Annotated in this window: 19 protein-coding genes; 8 read left to right on the top strand and 11 right to left on the bottom strand. The window is 59.2% G+C overall.

Annotated elements, in window-relative coordinates:
• Together ACIREA_RS10350 and speA are read left to right on the top strand one after the other, a co-directional pair.
• Nucleotides 1-410 (top strand): TIGR02206 family membrane protein (locus tag ACIREA_RS10350; RefSeq protein ID WP_397382195.1); only part of this gene is annotated, 410 nt, incomplete at its 5' end.
• 120 nt (nt 411-530) lie between these two features.
• The gene (gene speA, locus ACIREA_RS10345) at nt 531-2,468 is read left to right on the top strand and encodes a biosynthetic arginine decarboxylase (RefSeq protein WP_397382194.1); all 1,938 of its coding nucleotides are present in this window, start codon (nt 531-533) and stop codon (nt 2,466-2,468) included.
• 6 nt (nt 2,469-2,474) lie between these two features.
• Here speA and aat read toward each other — a convergent pair whose 3' ends face one another.
• Nucleotides 2,475-3,050: a leucyl/phenylalanyl-tRNA--protein transferase gene (aat, locus tag ACIREA_RS10340; RefSeq protein WP_397382193.1), complete on the bottom strand. Its 576-nt coding sequence runs from the start codon at nt 3,048-3,050 to the stop codon at nt 2,475-2,477.
• A 52-nt stretch (nt 3,051-3,102) separates the two neighbouring features.
• Here aat and pgsA point away from each other — a divergent pair, with 52 nt between their 5' ends.
• From pgsA to ACIREA_RS10320, 4 genes are all read left to right on the top strand, one after another.
• Entirely contained in the window at nt 3,103-3,696 is a 594-nt protein-coding gene (pgsA, locus tag ACIREA_RS10335; RefSeq protein WP_397382192.1) for a CDP-diacylglycerol--glycerol-3-phosphate 3-phosphatidyltransferase, read from the top strand.
• A 29-nt stretch (nt 3,697-3,725) separates the two neighbouring features.
• Complete coding sequence (gene der / locus ACIREA_RS10330; RefSeq protein WP_397382191.1) at nt 3,726-5,102, top strand: ribosome biogenesis GTPase Der; 1,377 nt, start codon at nt 3,726-3,728, stop codon at nt 5,100-5,102.
• Between the two features lie 78 nt (nt 5,103-5,180).
• Nucleotides 5,181-6,179, top strand: a complete 999-nt coding sequence (locus tag ACIREA_RS10325; protein WP_397382190.1) for a cobalamin-independent methionine synthase II family protein — start codon at nt 5,181-5,183, stop codon at nt 6,177-6,179.
• A 16-nt stretch (nt 6,180-6,195) separates the two neighbouring features.
• Nucleotides 6,196-6,600 carry a hypothetical protein gene (locus tag ACIREA_RS10320; protein WP_397382189.1) on the top strand — a complete coding sequence of 135 codons (405 nt, stop codon included), beginning with the start codon at nt 6,196-6,198 and terminating at the stop codon, nt 6,598-6,600.
• A 2-nt stretch (nt 6,601-6,602) separates the two neighbouring features.
• On the opposite strand, the gene ACIREA_RS10315 is transcribed toward ACIREA_RS10320, so the two are convergent.
• From ACIREA_RS10315 to ACIREA_RS10290, 6 genes are all read right to left on the bottom strand, one after another.
• The gene (locus ACIREA_RS10315; RefSeq protein ID WP_397382188.1) at nt 6,603-7,331 is read right to left on the bottom strand and encodes a hypothetical protein; all 729 of its coding nucleotides are present in this window, start codon (nt 7,329-7,331) and stop codon (nt 6,603-6,605) included.
• Nucleotides 7,328-7,927, bottom strand: a complete 600-nt coding sequence (locus ACIREA_RS10310; protein WP_397382187.1) for an RNA polymerase sigma factor — start codon at nt 7,925-7,927, stop codon at nt 7,328-7,330. Before ACIREA_RS10310 ends, ACIREA_RS10315 begins: the two co-directional genes overlap by 4 nt.
• Nucleotides 7,928-7,985: 58 nt before the next feature.
• A complete protein-coding gene (locus ACIREA_RS10305; protein WP_397382186.1) occupies nt 7,986-8,444 on the bottom strand; it encodes a DoxX family protein in 459 nt (152 codons plus the stop codon).
• Nucleotides 8,441-9,313: a putative DNA-binding domain-containing protein gene (locus ACIREA_RS10300; protein WP_397382185.1), complete on the bottom strand. Its 873-nt coding sequence runs from the start codon at nt 9,311-9,313 to the stop codon at nt 8,441-8,443. The genes ACIREA_RS10305 and ACIREA_RS10300 overlap by 4 nt, the downstream gene beginning before the upstream one ends.
• Nucleotides 9,294-10,136 (bottom strand): DUF692 domain-containing protein, encoded by an 843-nt coding sequence (locus ACIREA_RS10295; RefSeq protein WP_397382184.1) that lies wholly within the window; start codon nt 10,134-10,136, stop codon nt 9,294-9,296. The genes ACIREA_RS10300 and ACIREA_RS10295 overlap by 20 nt, the downstream gene beginning before the upstream one ends.
• Nucleotides 10,137-10,218: 82 nt before the next feature.
• The gene (locus tag ACIREA_RS10290) at nt 10,219-10,476 is read right to left on the bottom strand and encodes a hypothetical protein (protein ID WP_395730868.1); all 258 of its coding nucleotides are present in this window, start codon (nt 10,474-10,476) and stop codon (nt 10,219-10,221) included.
• 186 nt (nt 10,477-10,662) lie between these two features.
• Here ACIREA_RS10290 and mpl point away from each other — a divergent pair, with 186 nt between their 5' ends.
• The gene (gene mpl / locus ACIREA_RS10285) at nt 10,663-12,045 is read left to right on the top strand and encodes a UDP-N-acetylmuramate:L-alanyl-gamma-D-glutamyl-meso-diaminopimelate ligase (protein ID WP_397382183.1); all 1,383 of its coding nucleotides are present in this window, start codon (nt 10,663-10,665) and stop codon (nt 12,043-12,045) included.
• Nucleotides 12,046-12,134: 89 nt separating this feature from the next.
• On the opposite strand, the gene ACIREA_RS10280 is transcribed toward mpl, so the two are convergent.
• On the bottom strand, nt 12,135-13,487 hold the full coding sequence (locus ACIREA_RS10280) for a L,D-transpeptidase family protein (protein WP_397382182.1): 1,353 nt from the start codon (nt 13,485-13,487) through the stop codon (nt 12,135-12,137).
• 274 nt (nt 13,488-13,761) lie between these two features.
• Between ACIREA_RS10280 and ACIREA_RS10275 the strand changes: the two genes are divergently transcribed.
• Nucleotides 13,762-14,667 (top strand): hypothetical protein, encoded by a 906-nt coding sequence (locus ACIREA_RS10275; RefSeq protein WP_397382181.1) that lies wholly within the window; start codon nt 13,762-13,764, stop codon nt 14,665-14,667.
• Here the strand turns inward: ACIREA_RS10275 and ACIREA_RS10270 are convergent.
• The 3 genes from ACIREA_RS10270 to ACIREA_RS10260 form a co-directional block, all read right to left on the bottom strand.
• The gene (locus ACIREA_RS10270; RefSeq protein ID WP_397382180.1) at nt 14,651-15,673 is read right to left on the bottom strand and encodes a PIN/TRAM domain-containing protein; all 1,023 of its coding nucleotides are present in this window, start codon (nt 15,671-15,673) and stop codon (nt 14,651-14,653) included. The two genes, ACIREA_RS10275 and ACIREA_RS10270, sit on opposite strands and share 17 nt — an antisense overlap.
• A 63-nt stretch (nt 15,674-15,736) precedes the next feature.
• Nucleotides 15,737-16,480 carry a hypothetical protein gene (locus tag ACIREA_RS10265; protein ID WP_397382179.1) on the bottom strand — a complete coding sequence of 248 codons (744 nt, stop codon included), beginning with the start codon at nt 16,478-16,480 and terminating at the stop codon, nt 15,737-15,739.
• Between the two features lie 175 nt (nt 16,481-16,655).
• On the bottom strand, nt 16,656-17,246 hold a 591-nt coding region (locus ACIREA_RS10260), incomplete at its 5' end, for a helicase-related protein (RefSeq protein ID WP_397382178.1).

The raw sequence follows: 17,246 nt of genomic DNA, 5'->3' as shown, positions 1-17,246 counted from the left end.
CGTTTTTTTGCGAGGTGGTGTATTTCTTTGGCATCGCAGGCACCCTTCAGGGGCTGCTGACGCCCGCGCTGATCTATGAGTTTCCAGACCCGCGTTTCTTTTTGTTTTTCATCATGCACGCCGGCGTGCCGATCACGGCGGTCTACGTCGTCACCGCCATGAAGGTTCGCCCGCGCCCCGGAGCCGTGCTCCGCATCATGACCTTCTCCGTGGCCTGGTATGCCGTCATCGCCGTGGTGAACTACGCCATCGGTGCAAACTACGCTTTTCAATGCTCCAAACCCGTGCAGGCCAGCCTGTTTGACCAGCTCGGACCGTGGCCATGGTACAACCTCAGCACCATCGGTCTGGGCCTCATTTTTTACTCCCTGCTTTACCTCCCCTTTGCCTTCCGCAGGGCCAGAGACTGACGCCCCGGCCGCTCCCGGGCGTTTTGGCCGCCCGGAACCTCTCCGAGATGTCGCTTTGCATTTCCAAATTTGCCCCCATAATCGCGGCCCTTGAAAGCCCCTCCAACCCAGCCAACGAAAATGAAAAACCCCACATGGACCACCGACGACAGCGCCGAGCTTTATGGCATCCGCGAATGGGGGCATGAGTATTTCGACATCGCGAGGACCGGCGAGGTCGTTGTGAAGCTGAAGGATGGCAAAAAAACGAAGGACGTCTCGCTCGCTTCTATCGTGAAAGGTTTGCGCGAACGCGGCACCCAGCTGCCACTGCTGATCCGCTTCGGCGATCTGCTGCGCTGGCGCATCGACGAACTGAACGAAGGCTTCGCCTCCGCGATCAAGGAAGGCAAATACCAGGGCGTCTATCGCGGCGTTTATCCCATCAAGGTGAACCAGCAGCAAGAAGTCATCGAAGAGATCACCCGCTACGGCCGCAAGTATCACTACGGCCTCGAAGCCGGCAGCAAGCCGGAGCTCATCGCCGCTCTGAGCTACATGCACGATCCTGAAGCCTACATCGTCTGCAACGGCTACAAGGACGAGGAGTTCATCGATCTCGCTTTGTACGCCCAAAAGATGGGCCTCCAGGTCATCCTGGTGCTGGAAATGCCCACGGAGCTGGACTTGATCCTGGAACGTTGTGAGAAAATGGGCGTGCGCCCGACTCTCGGGGTGCGCTTCCGCCTCAGCGCCGAAAGTGCCGGCCACTGGAGTGGCTCCGGCGGGGATGCCAGCATGTTTGGCCTGAACATCTCCCAGCTCATGCACGTCGTGGACAGCCTGCGCGAGAAAGGCATGCTCGACTGCCTGCGCATGCTGCACTACCACCAGGGCTCGCAGATTCCAAACATCCGCGCCATCCGCCAGGCGGTCACCGAAGCGGCGCGTGTTTACGTGGGCCTAGTGCAAGAAGGTGCGCGCATGGGCATTCTCGATCTCGGCGGCGGTCTCGCCATCAGCTATGACGGCCTCAAAGGCGCCAGCGAAGCCAGCAGCAACTACGGCACCAAGGAATACTGCGCCGACATCATCGAGGCGATCACCGAAGTCACCGCCGAGGCTGGTGTGCCGCACCCTGACCTCATCACCGAGTCCGGTCGCGCCATCGTGGCCTACTACTCCGTGTTGATCATCAACATCCTCGACATCAACCGCTTTGAGCCTCGCAAGGGCGTCGCCGATGTCGAACTTGCCAAGGATGCCCCGCCCCTGCTGCGCAATCTTTACGAACTGCGCCTGGATGCCGAAAAGCATGCCTCCAAGACCTCCCGCGACCGCCTGCAGGAGATCTACAACGACGCCATCTACTACCGCGATAAGCTGCGCAGTGAGTTCAATTACGGCAAGGTCAACCTACGCGAACGTGCGCATGGCGAGGAGCTCTACTGGGACATCCTCACCTGGGTGGCCAGCATGAAGGAAAGCTGCGACCACGATGGCAGCCAGATGGATCGTCTCGACACGATCATGACCGATTTCTACTACGGCAACTTCAGTGTCTTCCAGAGCCTGCCTGACCTTTGGGCCATTGACCAGATCTTCCCGGTCATGCCGATCCACCGACTCAAGGAGAAGCCCACGCGCAATGCCGTGCTCTCCGACATCACCTGCGACAGCGACGGCAAGATCGACAAATTTGCCCACTCCCACGGCATTAACTCCACCCTCCCGCTGCACGATCCGCAGATCGAGAAGGGCCACGAGTACATGCTCGGCATCTTCCTCGTCGGCGCGTATCAGGAAACCCTCGGCGACCTTCACAATCTCCTCGGCGACACCAACGTCGTCAGCGTCCGCGTGGAAAACGGCAAGGTGAAATACAGCCGCGAACTCGAAGGCGACAGCGTCGCGGAAGTGCTCACCTACGTTGAGTACGATCCCAAAGACATGCTCACCCGTTTCCGCAATTTGGCGGAAAGCGCCGTTGTTTCCAAGCGCATCACCGCCACCGAGCGCCGCGAGATCATGGAAAGTTTCGAGGCCGGCCTGCGCGGCTACACATATTTCGAGAGCTGATTCAGCTCACATAAACGTCGCCTTGCGCGAGATCGCTCGCTGCAGCAGTTCCAAATACTGCGCGCAAGGGATTTCGTGCCCGCCAAACATCGCGAGATGTGGCGTGGTCCACTGCGTGTCGTGCAGCAGGAATCCGCGCTCATGCAGCCGCCATTGCAGGTGCGTCAGCGCCACCTTGGAGGCCTGCGGCTCGCGGCTGAACATCGATTCCCCGAAAAACGCCCCGCCGATGCTCACGCCATAGACGCCGCCACGCAGCTTGCCGTCCCGCCAGACCTCCACGCAATGAGCAAAACCAATGCGGTGAAGCTCCTCGTAGGTGTCCATGATGGCATCCGTGATCCAAGTGCTTTCACGGTCGGCGCAGCCCCGGATCACATCTCCAAAGGAGGTATTCCAGCGCACTTCAAACGGGTGCTGCTTCAGGTAGCGCTCAAACCGGCGCGGCACATGAAACTCCGCCACCGGCAGGATGCCGCGCATCTTGGGCCGGTACCATGAGATGGAGCCATCGTCCTCCCCCATGGGGAAGGCTCCCTCACAGTAGGCATTCAAAAGATCCACTGGCTCGATTTGCGACATGTCATACTCTAAAGCGATCAAACTTCATGATTCAACTCTTGAACCGTGAACCGTGAAACGCGAACGTAGCAGCGTGAACCTCGCCAATCAGATCACCATCTTCCGCATCCTGCTGATTCCCGTCTTCATCGGGCTGGTGATCTATTATGGCGACAGCGCCCGTGGCGACCACCCCAATGAAGCCTTGCGCCAATGGGCCGCTGCGGTCTTTGCCATCGCCTCGATCAGTGACGCGATCGACGGCTGGATCGCCCGCCGGTTCAATCAGCGAACCCGATTCGGGGCCATCATGGACCCCCTCGCGGACAAGTTGCTCATGCTCGCCGCCATCATCCTGCTGAGTTTCACCTCCTGGCGGCAGCATTTCCCTCTGTGGTTCCCGATCTTGGTCATCGGCCGCGACCTGCTTTCCATTGGCGGGGCCTTCCTGATCGACCACTTTGCCGGTAAATTCCAAATCCACACCCACTGGACCGGCAAAACAGCCACTTTTGCCCAGATGGCGGCCATTTTGTGGATCCTGCTCGATCTCAAGCCCGAGTGGCTCATCTGGCCCACGATCTTTGCCGCCACTTTCACCGCCTTGTCGGGTTTTCTCAATCTGGCCGACGGTGTCAAGCAGTTGCAGGCCGCTGGACATGATTGACTCGGGGGGCTCACCGTGCTCTCTGAACAATGCTCAAAACCGTTGCCATCGTCGGACGCCCCAATGTGGGCAAGTCCGCACTCTTTAACCGCCTTGCCGGGAAAACCATCTCCATCGTCCACGATCAGGCCGGTGTGACGCGGGACCGCATCACGGCGCAGTGCCGCCGGGGTCCGGCATGGTTTGAGATCATGGACACGGGTGGCATTGGTGCCAGCACCGAAGACGTGCTGACCGACCAGGTGCAGATCGAGGCCTCCATCGCTCTGGATGTGGCAGATCTGCTGCTGTTCGTTGTCGATGTCGTTGATGGTATCACCACGATCGATCAAAGCCTCGCCCGCGAACTGCGCCGCACCAACAAGCCCGTCATTCTCGTCTGCAACAAAGCCGATTCCCCGAAGCGCAAGCTGAACGCCAGCGAATTCTCCAAATTCGGCTTTCCCGACACCCTTGAAGTCAGCGCCGCCCATGGCCTGGGCATCGACGAACTCGTCGCACTTGTCTCCGAGCGCCTGGACCTGAAGGAATCCAGCGAAACGGAAGATGCCATCTCGCATCAAAACACGCGCCCGCTGAAGCTCGCCATCGTGGGCCGCCCGAACGCAGGCAAATCCTCTCTCGTGAATGCCATTCTGGGTTCGGAGCGTGCCATCGTCAGCGACGTGCCCGGCACCACGCGTGATGCCCTCGACATCCAGGCCTCTTGGAACGGCAAACATTATCAGCTCATCGACACCGCCGGCATCCGCCGCCGTGCGAATCTGGATACGGTCGTCGAAATCTCCAGCGTGGATCGCAGCCTGCAGAGCATCAAGCGTGCTGACCTTTGCCTGCTCGTCATCGACTGCGCCGCCGGGGCGAAGATGCAGGACCGCAAGATCGCCCAGTTTATTTTGGAGGAGCGCAAGCCCTGCATCCTCGTCATGAACAAGTGGGACCTCTTTCATCCAGATGGCAATCAGAAGGACCGCATCGAACATCTGGACGAACTGATGCGCCGCGAGTTCTTCTTCCTGAACTACGCCCCGCTCGTCGCCATCTCGGCGAAGAACAAAGATCATATCGGCAAGCTCTTCGTGCAGATCGAAAAAGTGCGCAGCGGCTCACAGAACCGCATTGGCACCGGTGCGCTGAACCGCCTGCTCTCCACCGCCATCGAGAACACCCCCGGCGCTCTGGGCCGCAGCACGCACAGCTTCAAGCTGCTCTATGCCACCCAGGTCAATGAGGCCGAAGGTTTCGCCATTCCCGTGCCGCACTTCGTGCTCTTCGCCAATCGTGCCTCAAAACTCACGGACAGCTACATGCGCTATCTGGAGAAAGTCATTCGCGACGAATGGGCCGCGCCCGGCGTGCCCTTTAAAATGAGCGTGCGCGGCAAAGGTCCGAAGTCCGCGAGGTAAGCTTGTTGGATGCCTGCCTGCCTTTGGATTTTGGCACTCACGCCTTCCAAGGCTGGTGGATGCTGACTAGTCTGCCGCATGCCCACCATCCAGACCACCACCGTCGGCTCCTATCCTGTCCCCGAATGGCTCAGCGCGCTTCCCAGCGAAGCCGCCGTCATTGATGCCACGCGTGTGGTGTTCGACACACAGCGCCAGGCGGGCATCGACCTGCCGACGGATGGCGAGCTGTATCGCTTCGATGTCAATCATCCCGACACCAACGGCATGATCGAGTACTTCGTCCACAAACTCGGCGGCATCGACAGCCGTATTGCTCGAGCAGACACCGCAGCGTTTCGTGCCAAGCATGAGATGGCCTTCCGCAGCAAGCCGGCCGCCGTCGTGCGCGGTCCCATCACCGAAGGCGTGCTCAATCTCGCCGAGGACTGCGCGCGTGCGGGCAAAGTGGCGGGTGGCCCGTTCAAGTTCACACTGACCAGCCCCTACATGCTGGCCCGCACGCTGCTGGACACGCACTACAACGACTTCGCGGCGCTCAACATGGCCATCGCCGACGCCTTGGCTGCGCAGGCCGCCGATTTGCAATGCGACTGCGTGCAGGTCGATGAGGCGAACATCCCCGGCAACCCCGCAGATGCTCCCATCGCCGCCGCAGGCATCAATCGAGTACTGGATGCGGTGAAAGGCACCAAGGCTGTACACTTTTGCTTCGGCAACTACGGCGGTCAGACGATTCAAAAAGGCGAGTGGGCCGCGCTCATCAACTTCTTAAACTCACTGCGCGCCGACCACCTCGTGCTGGAACTCGCGCATCGTCCCGCCGCTGATCTCGACGCGCTCAAGGAGCTCGATCCCAAAATCGGCGTCGGCCTAGGTGTCGTGGACATCAAGGTGAACCACATCGAAACCGCCGACGAAATCGCCCGTCGCATCGAAGCTGCGGAGAAAAAACTTGGCTCCGGCAGGGTGAAGTTCATCCATCCCGACTGCGGTTTCTGGATGCTCAAACGCAGCATCGCCGACCGCAAGATCGAGGCGCTGGCGAAAGGACGCGACAGATTCGAAGGACGGTGATTCACTCACCTAACCCATGAAAACAATCTTCGTCTTCGCCGCACTGTTCTCCCTGGCCTCATGTGCCAGCACCATGAACAGCCACCGCATGAAAGCGGCCCAGCGCAAGATGCAGGAAACGCGCAGGCTGCAGCAGGCCGGTGAATGGGATGCCGCGCTGGCCATGGCAGAGCGCATGCATTCGAGCGTTGCCAAATCGATCACCAGCGCACCTCGGCAGAAGTCTTCCAGTGGAACCATGGTCGATCTGCTGCCTCTGCTCGCAGGCTGGGAAAACGGACCTTTCTCCGATCTCAAAACCACACTCCAAAAGCACGACTCAAAGCGCTCCCCGGAAGTCTTTGCTTCGCTGCGCCAGCAGTGTGTGAACTGCCACACAGTGCTCGGCAACACCAAGGTGCAAGTGAGTGAGATTCCGTAACCTCACACCAGCCCAAACATTTTTTTCAACACTGCTTCATCCGCCGTGGTGGCGAGGAGGAAGGTTTGGCTGCCATCGCTCCAACTGGCCATGTTCCAGTTCTTGCTGGTTTTGAACTCTGGCTGAAGCTGAGGCGGCAGCTCGGAGAGGCCGGTGTTGCCCATCACGACAAGATGCGCCTCTTTGCCGGGCTCAATTTCAAAGCAGATGATGGATGCCACACGACCCGCAACCTGGATTCGCTTGCAGGCCAGCACAGGCATGGTCCCCACCGTGCCTGGCAGGCGAGCCGGTGTCGGAGATCGATCCGCGACGAGCATCTTTTTGATGGCTTCGAAATCACGTGACATGTGATCGACCTTGGACATGCCGTACTCGACTTTCATCACGGCAGCGAGCGAATCAGCCTGCCAGTCCGGCATGCCGCTGTTCACAGGCCAAAGCATGGTCCAGCCCAAAACCACCGCTGCAGCAGCTGCAGCCAGTGTGGGCAGAACCCAGCGGATGGAACGTTTGGCGGGGCGTCTGGAATTTTGCAGAATGCTTGCCCGCAGCCCAGCTGGAATGGTAGCAGCAAAGGCCCCGGCGACTTGTTCGTCAAACTCAGTGCGCTTTTTCAGCCATGCGCCCAGTTCGGGATCGCTCTGAGCCATCGCACGCGCCTCGGGCGATGCATCCTGAGGGCGGAGCGTCGTGGCATCGAGTTCGAGTCTGGCTTCTTCGCGGTTCACGAGGCGGATAGGGGAATGATGTTGGAGGGGGCGGAGTCTTCGAGGCGGCGCAAAATGGTGCGCAGGCTGTCTTTGGCGCGGGAAAGGCGTGACATCACGGTGCCGATGGGAACCCCCAGCGTCTCGGCAATGTCTCGGTAAGATAGCACCTTGAGGTAAAAAAGCACCAGTGGTGCTCGGTAATTGGGTTCCAGTTCTTCGAGCGCCGTTTGCAGCGTGGCGCTGTCCACGCGTGGATTTTCGCCGTCATCATGGTGCTGCATGGCACTGTGCTGCTCAGGTTCGAATTCGACCTCTTCATATTTTTTCTCACGACGGGCGATGCCGAGCCATTCACGGTAGATTGTGGTGAACAGCCAGGTCTTCACCTTCGAGGCATCCCGCAGCGTGTGCCCCTTCTTTGCCCATTGCAGAAAGGTCTGCTGCACAAGATCCTGCGCCGTAGCCTCACGCCGGCACATGCTCATGGCGAAGCGGTAAAGCCCCTGATAGTGGGAGTCCACGATCTGCTCAAAGCTGGGCACGGTGTCGGTCACGCGTCGAGGTATCGTGCGGGTTGCAGGCAGTTCAATGCCGAATTGGAAGGCAGATTCCATGAGTTCATGGGTCGGATATGCAGGTAGGAGACGTGACAGCAGCGTTTATTCACACGATTCACGCTTTTTTTCGCCGACGCAGCAGTTCATCGACCGACAACCTGCCAGGACCAAAAATGAAGACGGTCACGCTGGCCAGCAGAAAGAGAAACGGCGGGGCGCTGACAAAGGAGTCGGCATCTGACCAGATCGTTTTGACCACATCCAGATGCGCCGTGCCGTAGGCGACGAGCATGGTGAAGATCAGCGGCACGCAGGTGACTCGGGAGAAGAGGCCCGCCAGAAGCAGCAAGCCACCAAAGCACTCCGTGCAGCCCGCCAGATAGGCATTCAGCTCTGGAAAGGGAATGCCGAGTTCGGTAAAAAAAGCTGTGGGCATGCTGATGTCGCTGAGCTTGCCTTTTCCGGTCTGAAAAAACTGCCAGCCCCAATAGAGGCGGATGCCGAGCAAAAAGGGATCTGCAAGGTAGCTGGCGGTGCGGTCGAGGAGGGAGTTGGCGAAGGTCCAAGGTTTCATGATTTGCGGGGAAAATGTGTGAACCAGCCGAGCTGGGAGAATTCGGTGAACCAGTCACGAATCTGCGCGGGCCAGTCAGTGTCCGGACTGGCCTGGGATAGCGCGAATTCGATGGCATCCGCCAGCGTGAGGCCATCCCTCAATGCCATGAGCATGGCGAAGGACTCCGGGGCAAGGCGCTTGAAGTACAACTGGTTGTCATGGCGGTGAACGGCCAGATGCACACACTCGCGTTTTAATTTCGGTGCCTTGGCGACTTTGGCACGTGTGGGTGCCTCGGACATGGCCTGGCTGGCAGAACCGCGCACATCCGCGTCGGCTTTTTTCATCGCGGTGATGAAGTGATCGACTGCGTGGTCGATCCGCAGAAGCACGACACAGGGCTGAAGCCCCAGACGAAGCATGGAGGGATCAGCACCAAGGAGATCATCAATCCTCAACGGCTTTTTCAATACCTCGTCAAAGGCAAGCGTCTGCGCCCATTCAACGCGGGCAACATCACGCGCCTTGAGATCCGTAGTAAAAGCGGGAAGTGCGGAGCCTAGATTACGCAGAGTCCAGGAAGTGCTGGGATGCTGCGCGAGGTAATCGCGGCAGAGCTGCTGAAAGCGGCGCTCACCCAGGAAAACGCGCAGTGCGGGATAGTCGTCGTAGAGGCAGTCCAGCAGGCGAAACCAGTACTGGCGGGCGTAGATTTCAAGGCGCGCGAAGCCGCTCATGCGGTCGTTCGGCGTGATGAAATCGACCTGCGTGCTGGTGGGCATGCCATCCTGGCGCGTGAGCGGCTGCCTCAGCGCCGCAGCCATGGTGCGTTGCAATTGGCGCAGGTCGGCGTTGGTGCGGAGACTGCTAGGCGTGGGCATGCTCATGAAGGTAGCGGTTGGCTTTGAGCGCTTCGGCATGCACATCTTCGAAACTGGGGATTTTGTCGTCCCATTCGAGGAGCGTGGCAGTGCTGCCGGAATACTTAATGGCAGCGGCGTAAAGATCCCAGACAGGATCGGGGACCGGATGATCGTGGGTGTCGAGGATGACGTGATCCAGCCGGGTGTGCCCGGCGATGTGAATCTGGCCAACACGTTGATGCGGCACTGCACGGAGGTATTCGAAGGGATCGAAGCCGTGGTTCTGCGAAGAGACGTAAATGTTGTTTACATCCAGGAGGATGCCGCAATCGGCGTGCTCAACGACTTCGCTGAGAAATTCCCACTCGGTCATCTCGTTCTGCGTGAATTCGGCGTAGCTGCTCACATTTTCCACGCAGATGGGCACTTCGAGGAAATCGCGGGCCTGCCGGATCTTCTCAGCGGTGTGCCTGGCCACACTCAGGGTGTAGGGCATGGGCAGGAGGTCGTGGGAGCAGCGGCCATCCACGCTGCCCCAGCAGAGGTGATCGGAGAGCCAGGGCGTGTTGGTGCGCTTCACCAGACGCTTGAGTTTTTTGAGGTGATCGCGGTTCAGGGGATCGGCATTGCCGAAGTACATCGACACCCCGTGCTGCACGACGCGGTACTGCTCCAAAATGCTGTCCAGCACCTCCAGCGGGCGACCGCCATCGACCATGAAGTTTTCGGAGATGATCTCAAACCAGTCACAGACCGGCTTCTTCTCCAGAATGTGCCGGTAGTGCGGCACTCGGAGGCCGAGACCGATGCCGAGATCGGTATGACCATTGTGAGGGTTGGCGGGCATTGTCTGGAGTTCCAAGTGGAATGTTTAAAGATTGGCCGCAGCCACACGCGGGGGTGTCGTATGGCTGCGGAATCGATTCGGCTTACTTCTTCGGCATGGTGTTGCAGCCGCCTTTGCCCTTGCAGGAGTTCTTGCCTTTGCAGCCGTTGTCGCCGGACTTGCAGCCACCCTGTCCTTTGCAGGCATTGTGTCCCTTGCAGGCATGCTGACCTTTGTCCGCCATCTTTTCAATGGAGACGCCGAGGCTGGCGGCCTTCTGGGTGCTCGTGGTCTGCGCGGCGTAGGCGCCGGAAAGGAGACCGGTGAAGGCGGCGGCGGCAATGATGTGCTTGGTGCTCATGGTAGGTGTGATGTACTTTGGTTTGTTTGTGAGTTATGGCTGGCTGCGGGGATTCGAGCCATCGCAACGTTGGAGCCTCCGCCCCTGCGATTATTCCCGCTGAACTGAACTTTCTTTTAGCAGGGGGCAAAAAGTCCTGCTTTAGTTCACGCCTGCGCCTGGATTTGAACCGTGCGCGTCTTTTCCATGGCATCTCCCAAACACATTCATTTCATCGGCATCTGCGGCACAGCAATGGGCTCCACCGCTGTCGCCCTGCGCGCCCTCGGTCACACCATCAGCGGCTCCGACAATCAAGTCTATCCGCCCATGAGCGATGTGCTGCGTGATGCCGGCATCACCGTGACCGAAGGCTACAATCCGGAGAACCTGCCACTGAATGCGGATTCCTATGTGGTTGGCAACGCGATCTCACGCGGTAATCCTGAACTCGAAGCACTTCTGGAGAAAAAGCTGCCCTACGTCTCCATGGCGGAGATGCTGAAGCGCGAAGTCATTCAGGGCAAACGCAGCTTTGTGGTGAGCGGCACGCATGGCAAGACAACGACGACCACGATGCTGGCGTGGATCTACGAGCACGCTGGCAAAAACCCCGGCTTCATGATCGGAGGCGTGCCGGAGAATTTCGAATCCGGCGCACGCTTCACGCACTCAGATCTGTTTGTGATCGAAGGTGACGAATACGACACCGCCTACTTCGACAAGCGCAGCAAATTCCTGCACTACCTGCCCGAGTGCGCGATCGTGAACAACATCGAGTTCGATCACGCGGACATCTTCCGTGACCTCGACGAGATCCTGCTCTCGTTTCAGCGCTTCTTGAACACGGTGCCTCGCAACGGCCTCGTCCTGATCAACGGTGACGACGCCAACTGCCTCACCCTGCGCGCCAAGTGCCCTGCACCGCTCAAGACGGTGGGACTGGGACCTGACTGCGATTTCCGCATCAAGATCACCGGCGTAACGCCCGAGGCCACGCAGTTTGAAATCAACGGCGCTGCGTTCGAGGTGCCCATGGTAGGCGAATTCAATGCACGCAATGCGGCCATGTGTGTCTGCGCCGCCCGCTTTGCCGGATTGAGTGATGATGAAATCCGCGCCGGCCTGAGCAGTTTCCGCGGCATCCGCCGTCGTCAGCAGGAGCGTGGCACCGTCCACGGCATCACGATCATTGATGACTTCGGTCATCACCCGACCGCCATTCGCGAGACACTGCGCGGCCTGCGCCAGCGCTATGACGGCCGCCGCCTCTGGGCGCTGTTCGAACCACGCTCAAACACCAGCCGCCGCAACGTGCTGCAAAATGAACTGATCGAAGCGCTGACTGAAGCCGACGGCTCCGTCATCGCTGCCGTGGCCAATCCCGAAAAGGTCGCGGCAGATCAACGCCTCGACACCGCCAAGGTGGCGCAATCCGTCACCGCACGTGGCAAACCCTGCTGGTTTGAATCAGACACCGATGCCATCGTGAATCGTCTGAAACAGGAAACTCGCACGGGCGATGTGATCGTGGTGTTCAGCAACGGCGGCTTTGACGGCATCCACGACAAACTGCTGAAAACGCTGTAAAAGCGCAATCTGGTAACGGTTGCTTTCCAAACGACGCGTTGGCTTTGAGCCTTCTGAGAAACCACCGTCAACAACCGTAAACGGCTCCCTCAGTAAACTATCTCCACCTCGTCCCCCACGCGCACCTGGCCGAAGAACTGCTTCGCCTTATCGTAGGGAAGACGGATGCAGCCATGTGACGCAGGCTGACCCGTGACATACCCGCTGTGCAGGCCGATCGCCCCGCAGTTCAAGCGCATGAACCAGGGCATGGCCACATGGTAGAGCGTGGAGACATGAGAGGTGTGCTTGTCGGTGATGACATAGCGCCCTGCCGGTGTGCCATAGCCTTCACGCCCGGTGGAAACCATGGTGTGGTTGATGATGCGCCCCTGCTTGGTCACCCAGGCACGCTGACTTGAAAGATCGACGGTCACGAGCGTGTCCGGTTCCGACTCCGGATCACGGCCCAGCAATACGCGCATCAGAAACAGATACCCCTGCGTGGCGGCAAAGTTGATCGGGTAGCGGTGATAGCGTGTGGTGCCCATTCCAGGCTTGCCTCCCGCACGCATCAGAGTGACCGCGCCTTCCACATCGCCGCGTGCAGCACAGCAGATCATGGGGGTGACCCCACGGTCGCTTTCCATGGCGTTTCGAAGATCCTTGATCGTGCAGCGATCAATGACCTGTTTCTGAATCGGTGTGTTGAAACGTGTGTTGGGATCGACGCCAAAATCCAGCAGCGCCTGCAACACGGGAACATTCCTGCGCAGGGAAGCTATCGCAATCGGCGGCTGCTTTTCATGCGCGGTCTGGTTCAGGTTCACTCCCGAGAGCGCCAGCACATACACACAATCCGCACGTCCCATGCGCACGGCGGCACACAGTGGCGTATCTCCTCCCAAGGTCATTTCGTTGGGGGAAATGCCCATGGCGATGATCTTGGCAAGGTGGGCAGCGTCATCGTTGATCACGGCCTGATATGCCTGAGGCAGCGCCTCCGTGCGCGGCATCAGACGAGTCCAGTGATCTTCGATCGGATCAAGGATCGGACGCCAGACAGGCATTTTGAAGGCGATAGCAGGAGCGGGCTTGCCAGACTTCCTGGCAGTGGCCACCCCGGAGTCGCCGTTGGACGGCTTCGTTGGAACGACCGGTTTCATCTTGGCGTCCTCAGCCGCACGTCTGAGGGCGGCTTTCTCCGCATTCGGCGGCACTGGCAGCGGGCGCACCGGATCAAATGCCGCATCCAAAGGCAGCGCGGCACGGATCTCAGCACTTTTCTCGCTTAGCTTGCCTTGGCGCACTTTGCTGACCGTGGCCATGGGAGGGGTGACCGCATCCACACGAAACATTTCATGGTTCTTCAAAAGCTGGATGATACCCCAGCAAATTCCCACGCCTACAATCGGTGGGAGAATGCAGGCACCTAGCATGTTGATGAATGAACCTTTTTTCATTTTTGCGTCACAGACCTGCCATCCATAACAAAAATGATCAGTGTGTCGAGCAGGTTTTCACCCACCGAAGATCATGTCACTTACAAATCAGGTTTTGAGGCTGCATGCGGGGACAAAATTAAGGCTATTCAGCAGAGTTTTATGGTAATTCAGAAACATGGTGAGACATTACTTGATGTTCTTGGCCTCCAAAACATCAGCCTCCATGTGTTCGCGCATCATGTGCGCCATGGTTGCCTTGTTATGCTTGGGCCTCACACCGTGTCGCGCGATCGTGTTTGAAGCCACCGCCGATCCCAATCACAACATCACGGCCCCCACCGGCATCTTTGCCAATTCAGGCTGGCAGTACGAAGGCACTTACGGCGCCTACCTCGGCACCATGATTGCACCACAGTACTTCATCACCGCGCAGCATTTCGGCACTCAGGGCACCACCTTCACACAAAACGGCATATTCAGCGGCGGCACAGATGTGACCTACAACATCGACACCGCAGCCAACAGCGGCATCGGCTATTGGGACATCGCTGGCACTGACCTGCGCATCTTCAAAATCCAGGAAACCTTTGGCTACTATGCCCCCCTTTACACGGGATCCTCTGAGACAGGTCTGACTATGGAGATCAACGGCAGAGGCGGTCCGCGCGGGGCGGATATACTCGTCGGCGGGATACTGCATGGCTGGCAGGATAGCAGCCCAGATGGTACTGCGCGCTGGGGCACGAACACAGTCAGCGGCATTTATTCGAGCGCGATCGGCGATCTGCTCACCGCCTCATTCAGTGCCAGTGGCACCGCTGAGGAAGCCACCCTTTCCAACGGTGATTCCGGCGGCGGCGTTTTCGTCAATGACGGCGGCATCTGGAAACTGGCTGGCGTGAACTACAGCATTGATGGCATGTTCGACACCAACAACATCACTGGAGATGGCAGCGATTTCAATGCAGCGCTGTTTGATCGCGGCGGTCTCTATCAGGGATCCGATTCCTTTGGCTGGACATTCATTCCCGATCTCCCGCTGGACAATCCCTCCAGCATGTACGCCTCACGCATCTCCACCAGCGCGGCCTCCATCATGTCCATCACCATGGTTCCAGAGCCGCAGTCGGCTTTGCTGGTGATGCTGGCCATCTCAGCGGGCCTGCTGCAGCGCAGGCGCGTCACGCAGCCGGTTTGATCTCAGCAAAGATCAGCCTTCCTGCACTGGTCGGCAGGGTGCCCGAAACCACCACATCCACTGTCTGCCCGATCTGCGCAGCGGCGTTGTTCACGACGATCATGGCACCGTCTGGCAGATAACCCACCGCCTGGTTCTTGTCCTTGCCAGGTTTTGTCAGCGGCAGCCGCAGTTCATCGCCCACGCTGAGTTCTGGATTCAAGGCTGCCACCAGCTCGCGCAGGCTGAGCACCGTGATGCCGCGCAGACGGGCCACCTTCGCGAGATTGTCATCACTGGTCAGCAGGCGGGCGTTCAGCTCACGCGCCAGCGTCACCAGCCGCACTTCCACCGAGGCATCTGAAGGGCCGTCTTCATGAATGGAAACCTTCATCTCAGGCCTTGCTCGCAGTTTTTCCATCATCTCCAGACCTCGCTTTCCCCGCAGAGATTGCGCCACCTCGGGGGAGTCTGCCAGATGCTGGAGCCCGTCTAAAACGCAACGCGGCACCACGACGGCGCCACTGAGAAATCCGGTGGCAAACACCCCCGGCAGCCGGGCATCCATGACGACGTTTGTGTCCAGCAGCAGCGGTTCACCTTCAGAGCCGTCTCGGCGGAACCGGATGTATGGGATCAGAAAGGCAAACTGGTCCCGGTCACTGCGCAGCGCAAACGTGACCCCGAAAAACGCCAGAGTCCCATAGATGCAGATCTCCGCGACGTTCTGCAGCGCCACCCCTTCCTCGTGATTTTGAAAATAGGCGAGCTGGAACACGCCGATGCGCGTGATCAGCCACGCGCAGAAGAGCCCCACCGCAAGCCCCAGCGTGGCGTGTGAAAAATCCCGCAGGGTGAAGTGGGCCAGCAGCACATCCAGCACCACCAGCATGCCCATGAACACTGCGCCACTGAGCGCCCCGACCCATGCGTCCTGGTCCAAGCCCAGGGCGATCGCGATGCCAATGAAAACGGAGAACGCAAAGAACAGCGCACGCACAAGGCGGATGGGCCAGGAAGTTTTCATGGAGATGCCCACGGATTAAAGGCAAAAACCAGACGGGGCAAAAGGATTCTCCCCCGGAATTCGTCACGGCCTCATGGCCAGACCACCACGCCGCGTAAACTGCAGCTCCACCCCGGCGTCCGCAAACACCCGTCCCATCTCACGTTCCAGTTCCGCCACACTGCGCCCCGCCAGGATAAACTCCCGCACAGCGCTCTCCTCAGTCATGCCCTGCTCCATGGCTCGCAGCAGTGCTTTCACTCCCTCTCCGTCTCCCGCACGATCAAGATAGGTCAGGTAGAACGTCAGCAGCATCGCCGAGGCGCGGTTCTCACTTGCGACGGGCGTATTCAGGCTCGCTGTCCACGTTCTGGAATCCATGGCCATCAGCTCGGAAAGGTTCAGCATCCCAAAACGCACCGACTGCCCCATCTGCCGGGCACCCGACTCACGCAGGCTTTGCCGCAGCTGGTCGATCGTCTGCGCAGCAGACAACCCGGCATTCTTAGCATCAGCAAATTCGGGAATGTCCGCCAGCAGCCATACCGGGGGCGTTTGTTTCACGACTGGCTCTTGGAGCTGAAGTGGAGCCTGCACCACTGCGGGAGCGGGTGTCGGCACGGGAGTTTTCTTCAGCCCATAGGCCGCCAGCCCGGAGGACTGCACTGTCTCCAATGGCGACTTCAAACTCCGCGCCTGGACGAACGGCGATTCACGGACAGCAATAGCCGCACTGGGGTGCGGCGTCTCCTTTTTTAACCACAGCACAAACGCCGTGACACCCAAGGCGGCCACAGACACAACAGCCAAGCGCAGCATCGTGATCATGCTCGGCTTCCCACGCCGACGCCGTTTACGAACGATTTCGGTTTGGTCCACCAGCACTATGGGAGCGCAACTGGGAGCAAGAGGATGCATGACACTGAGTACAGACCGGGTAAAAGCCTCAATCGTCAAGCCTCCTTAACTAAACCTTGCCTTAAACAAGGTTAATCAACCCGAATCACTGCATCATCGCCTGCGCCTTTTCCGCCACCACCGGCTCATCACGGAACACCGCCAGAGCCGGACGCAAAAGCTGTGGATCTTCGTCCAGTGTCCGCTCGGCAAGCTGCCGTGCCAGACGCACCAGCCGTGTGTCTGCCAGCAGTTCACCAAACAGCAGCGGTGCCTGCCCGCTCTGCGCATGGCCCAGCACATCCCCAGGCCCACGCCGCCTCAGGTCTTCCTCGGCGATCTGGAAGCCGTCGCTCGTCTCCTCCATGATCGCCAGCCGCTGCCGGTTTTCCTCGTCCTTGTCATCCACAAACAACACGCAGTAGCTCGTATGCGCCCCTCGGCCGATGCGGCCACGAAGCTGATGCAGCTGTGCCAGCCCAAAGCGGCCCGCGTCATGGATGAACATCACCGTCGCGTTTGGAACATCGATGCCCACTTCGATCACTGTCGTCGAGACCAGTGCATCCAGCTTGCCCGCACGAAATCGCTTCATCACCTCTTCCTTCTCCTCCGCGCTCATCCGGCCATGCAGCAGGCCCACCTCGCATGGGGCCAGCAGCTTGGACCATTCCTCGTGTCCCTTCGTCGCTGCGCC

The sequence above is a fragment of the Prosthecobacter sp. genome (genome assembly GCF_044373815.1).
Classification (GTDB): domain Bacteria; phylum Verrucomicrobiota; class Verrucomicrobiia; order Verrucomicrobiales; family Verrucomicrobiaceae; genus Prosthecobacter.
This window is presented reverse-complemented; position numbering and strand designations above follow the sequence as displayed.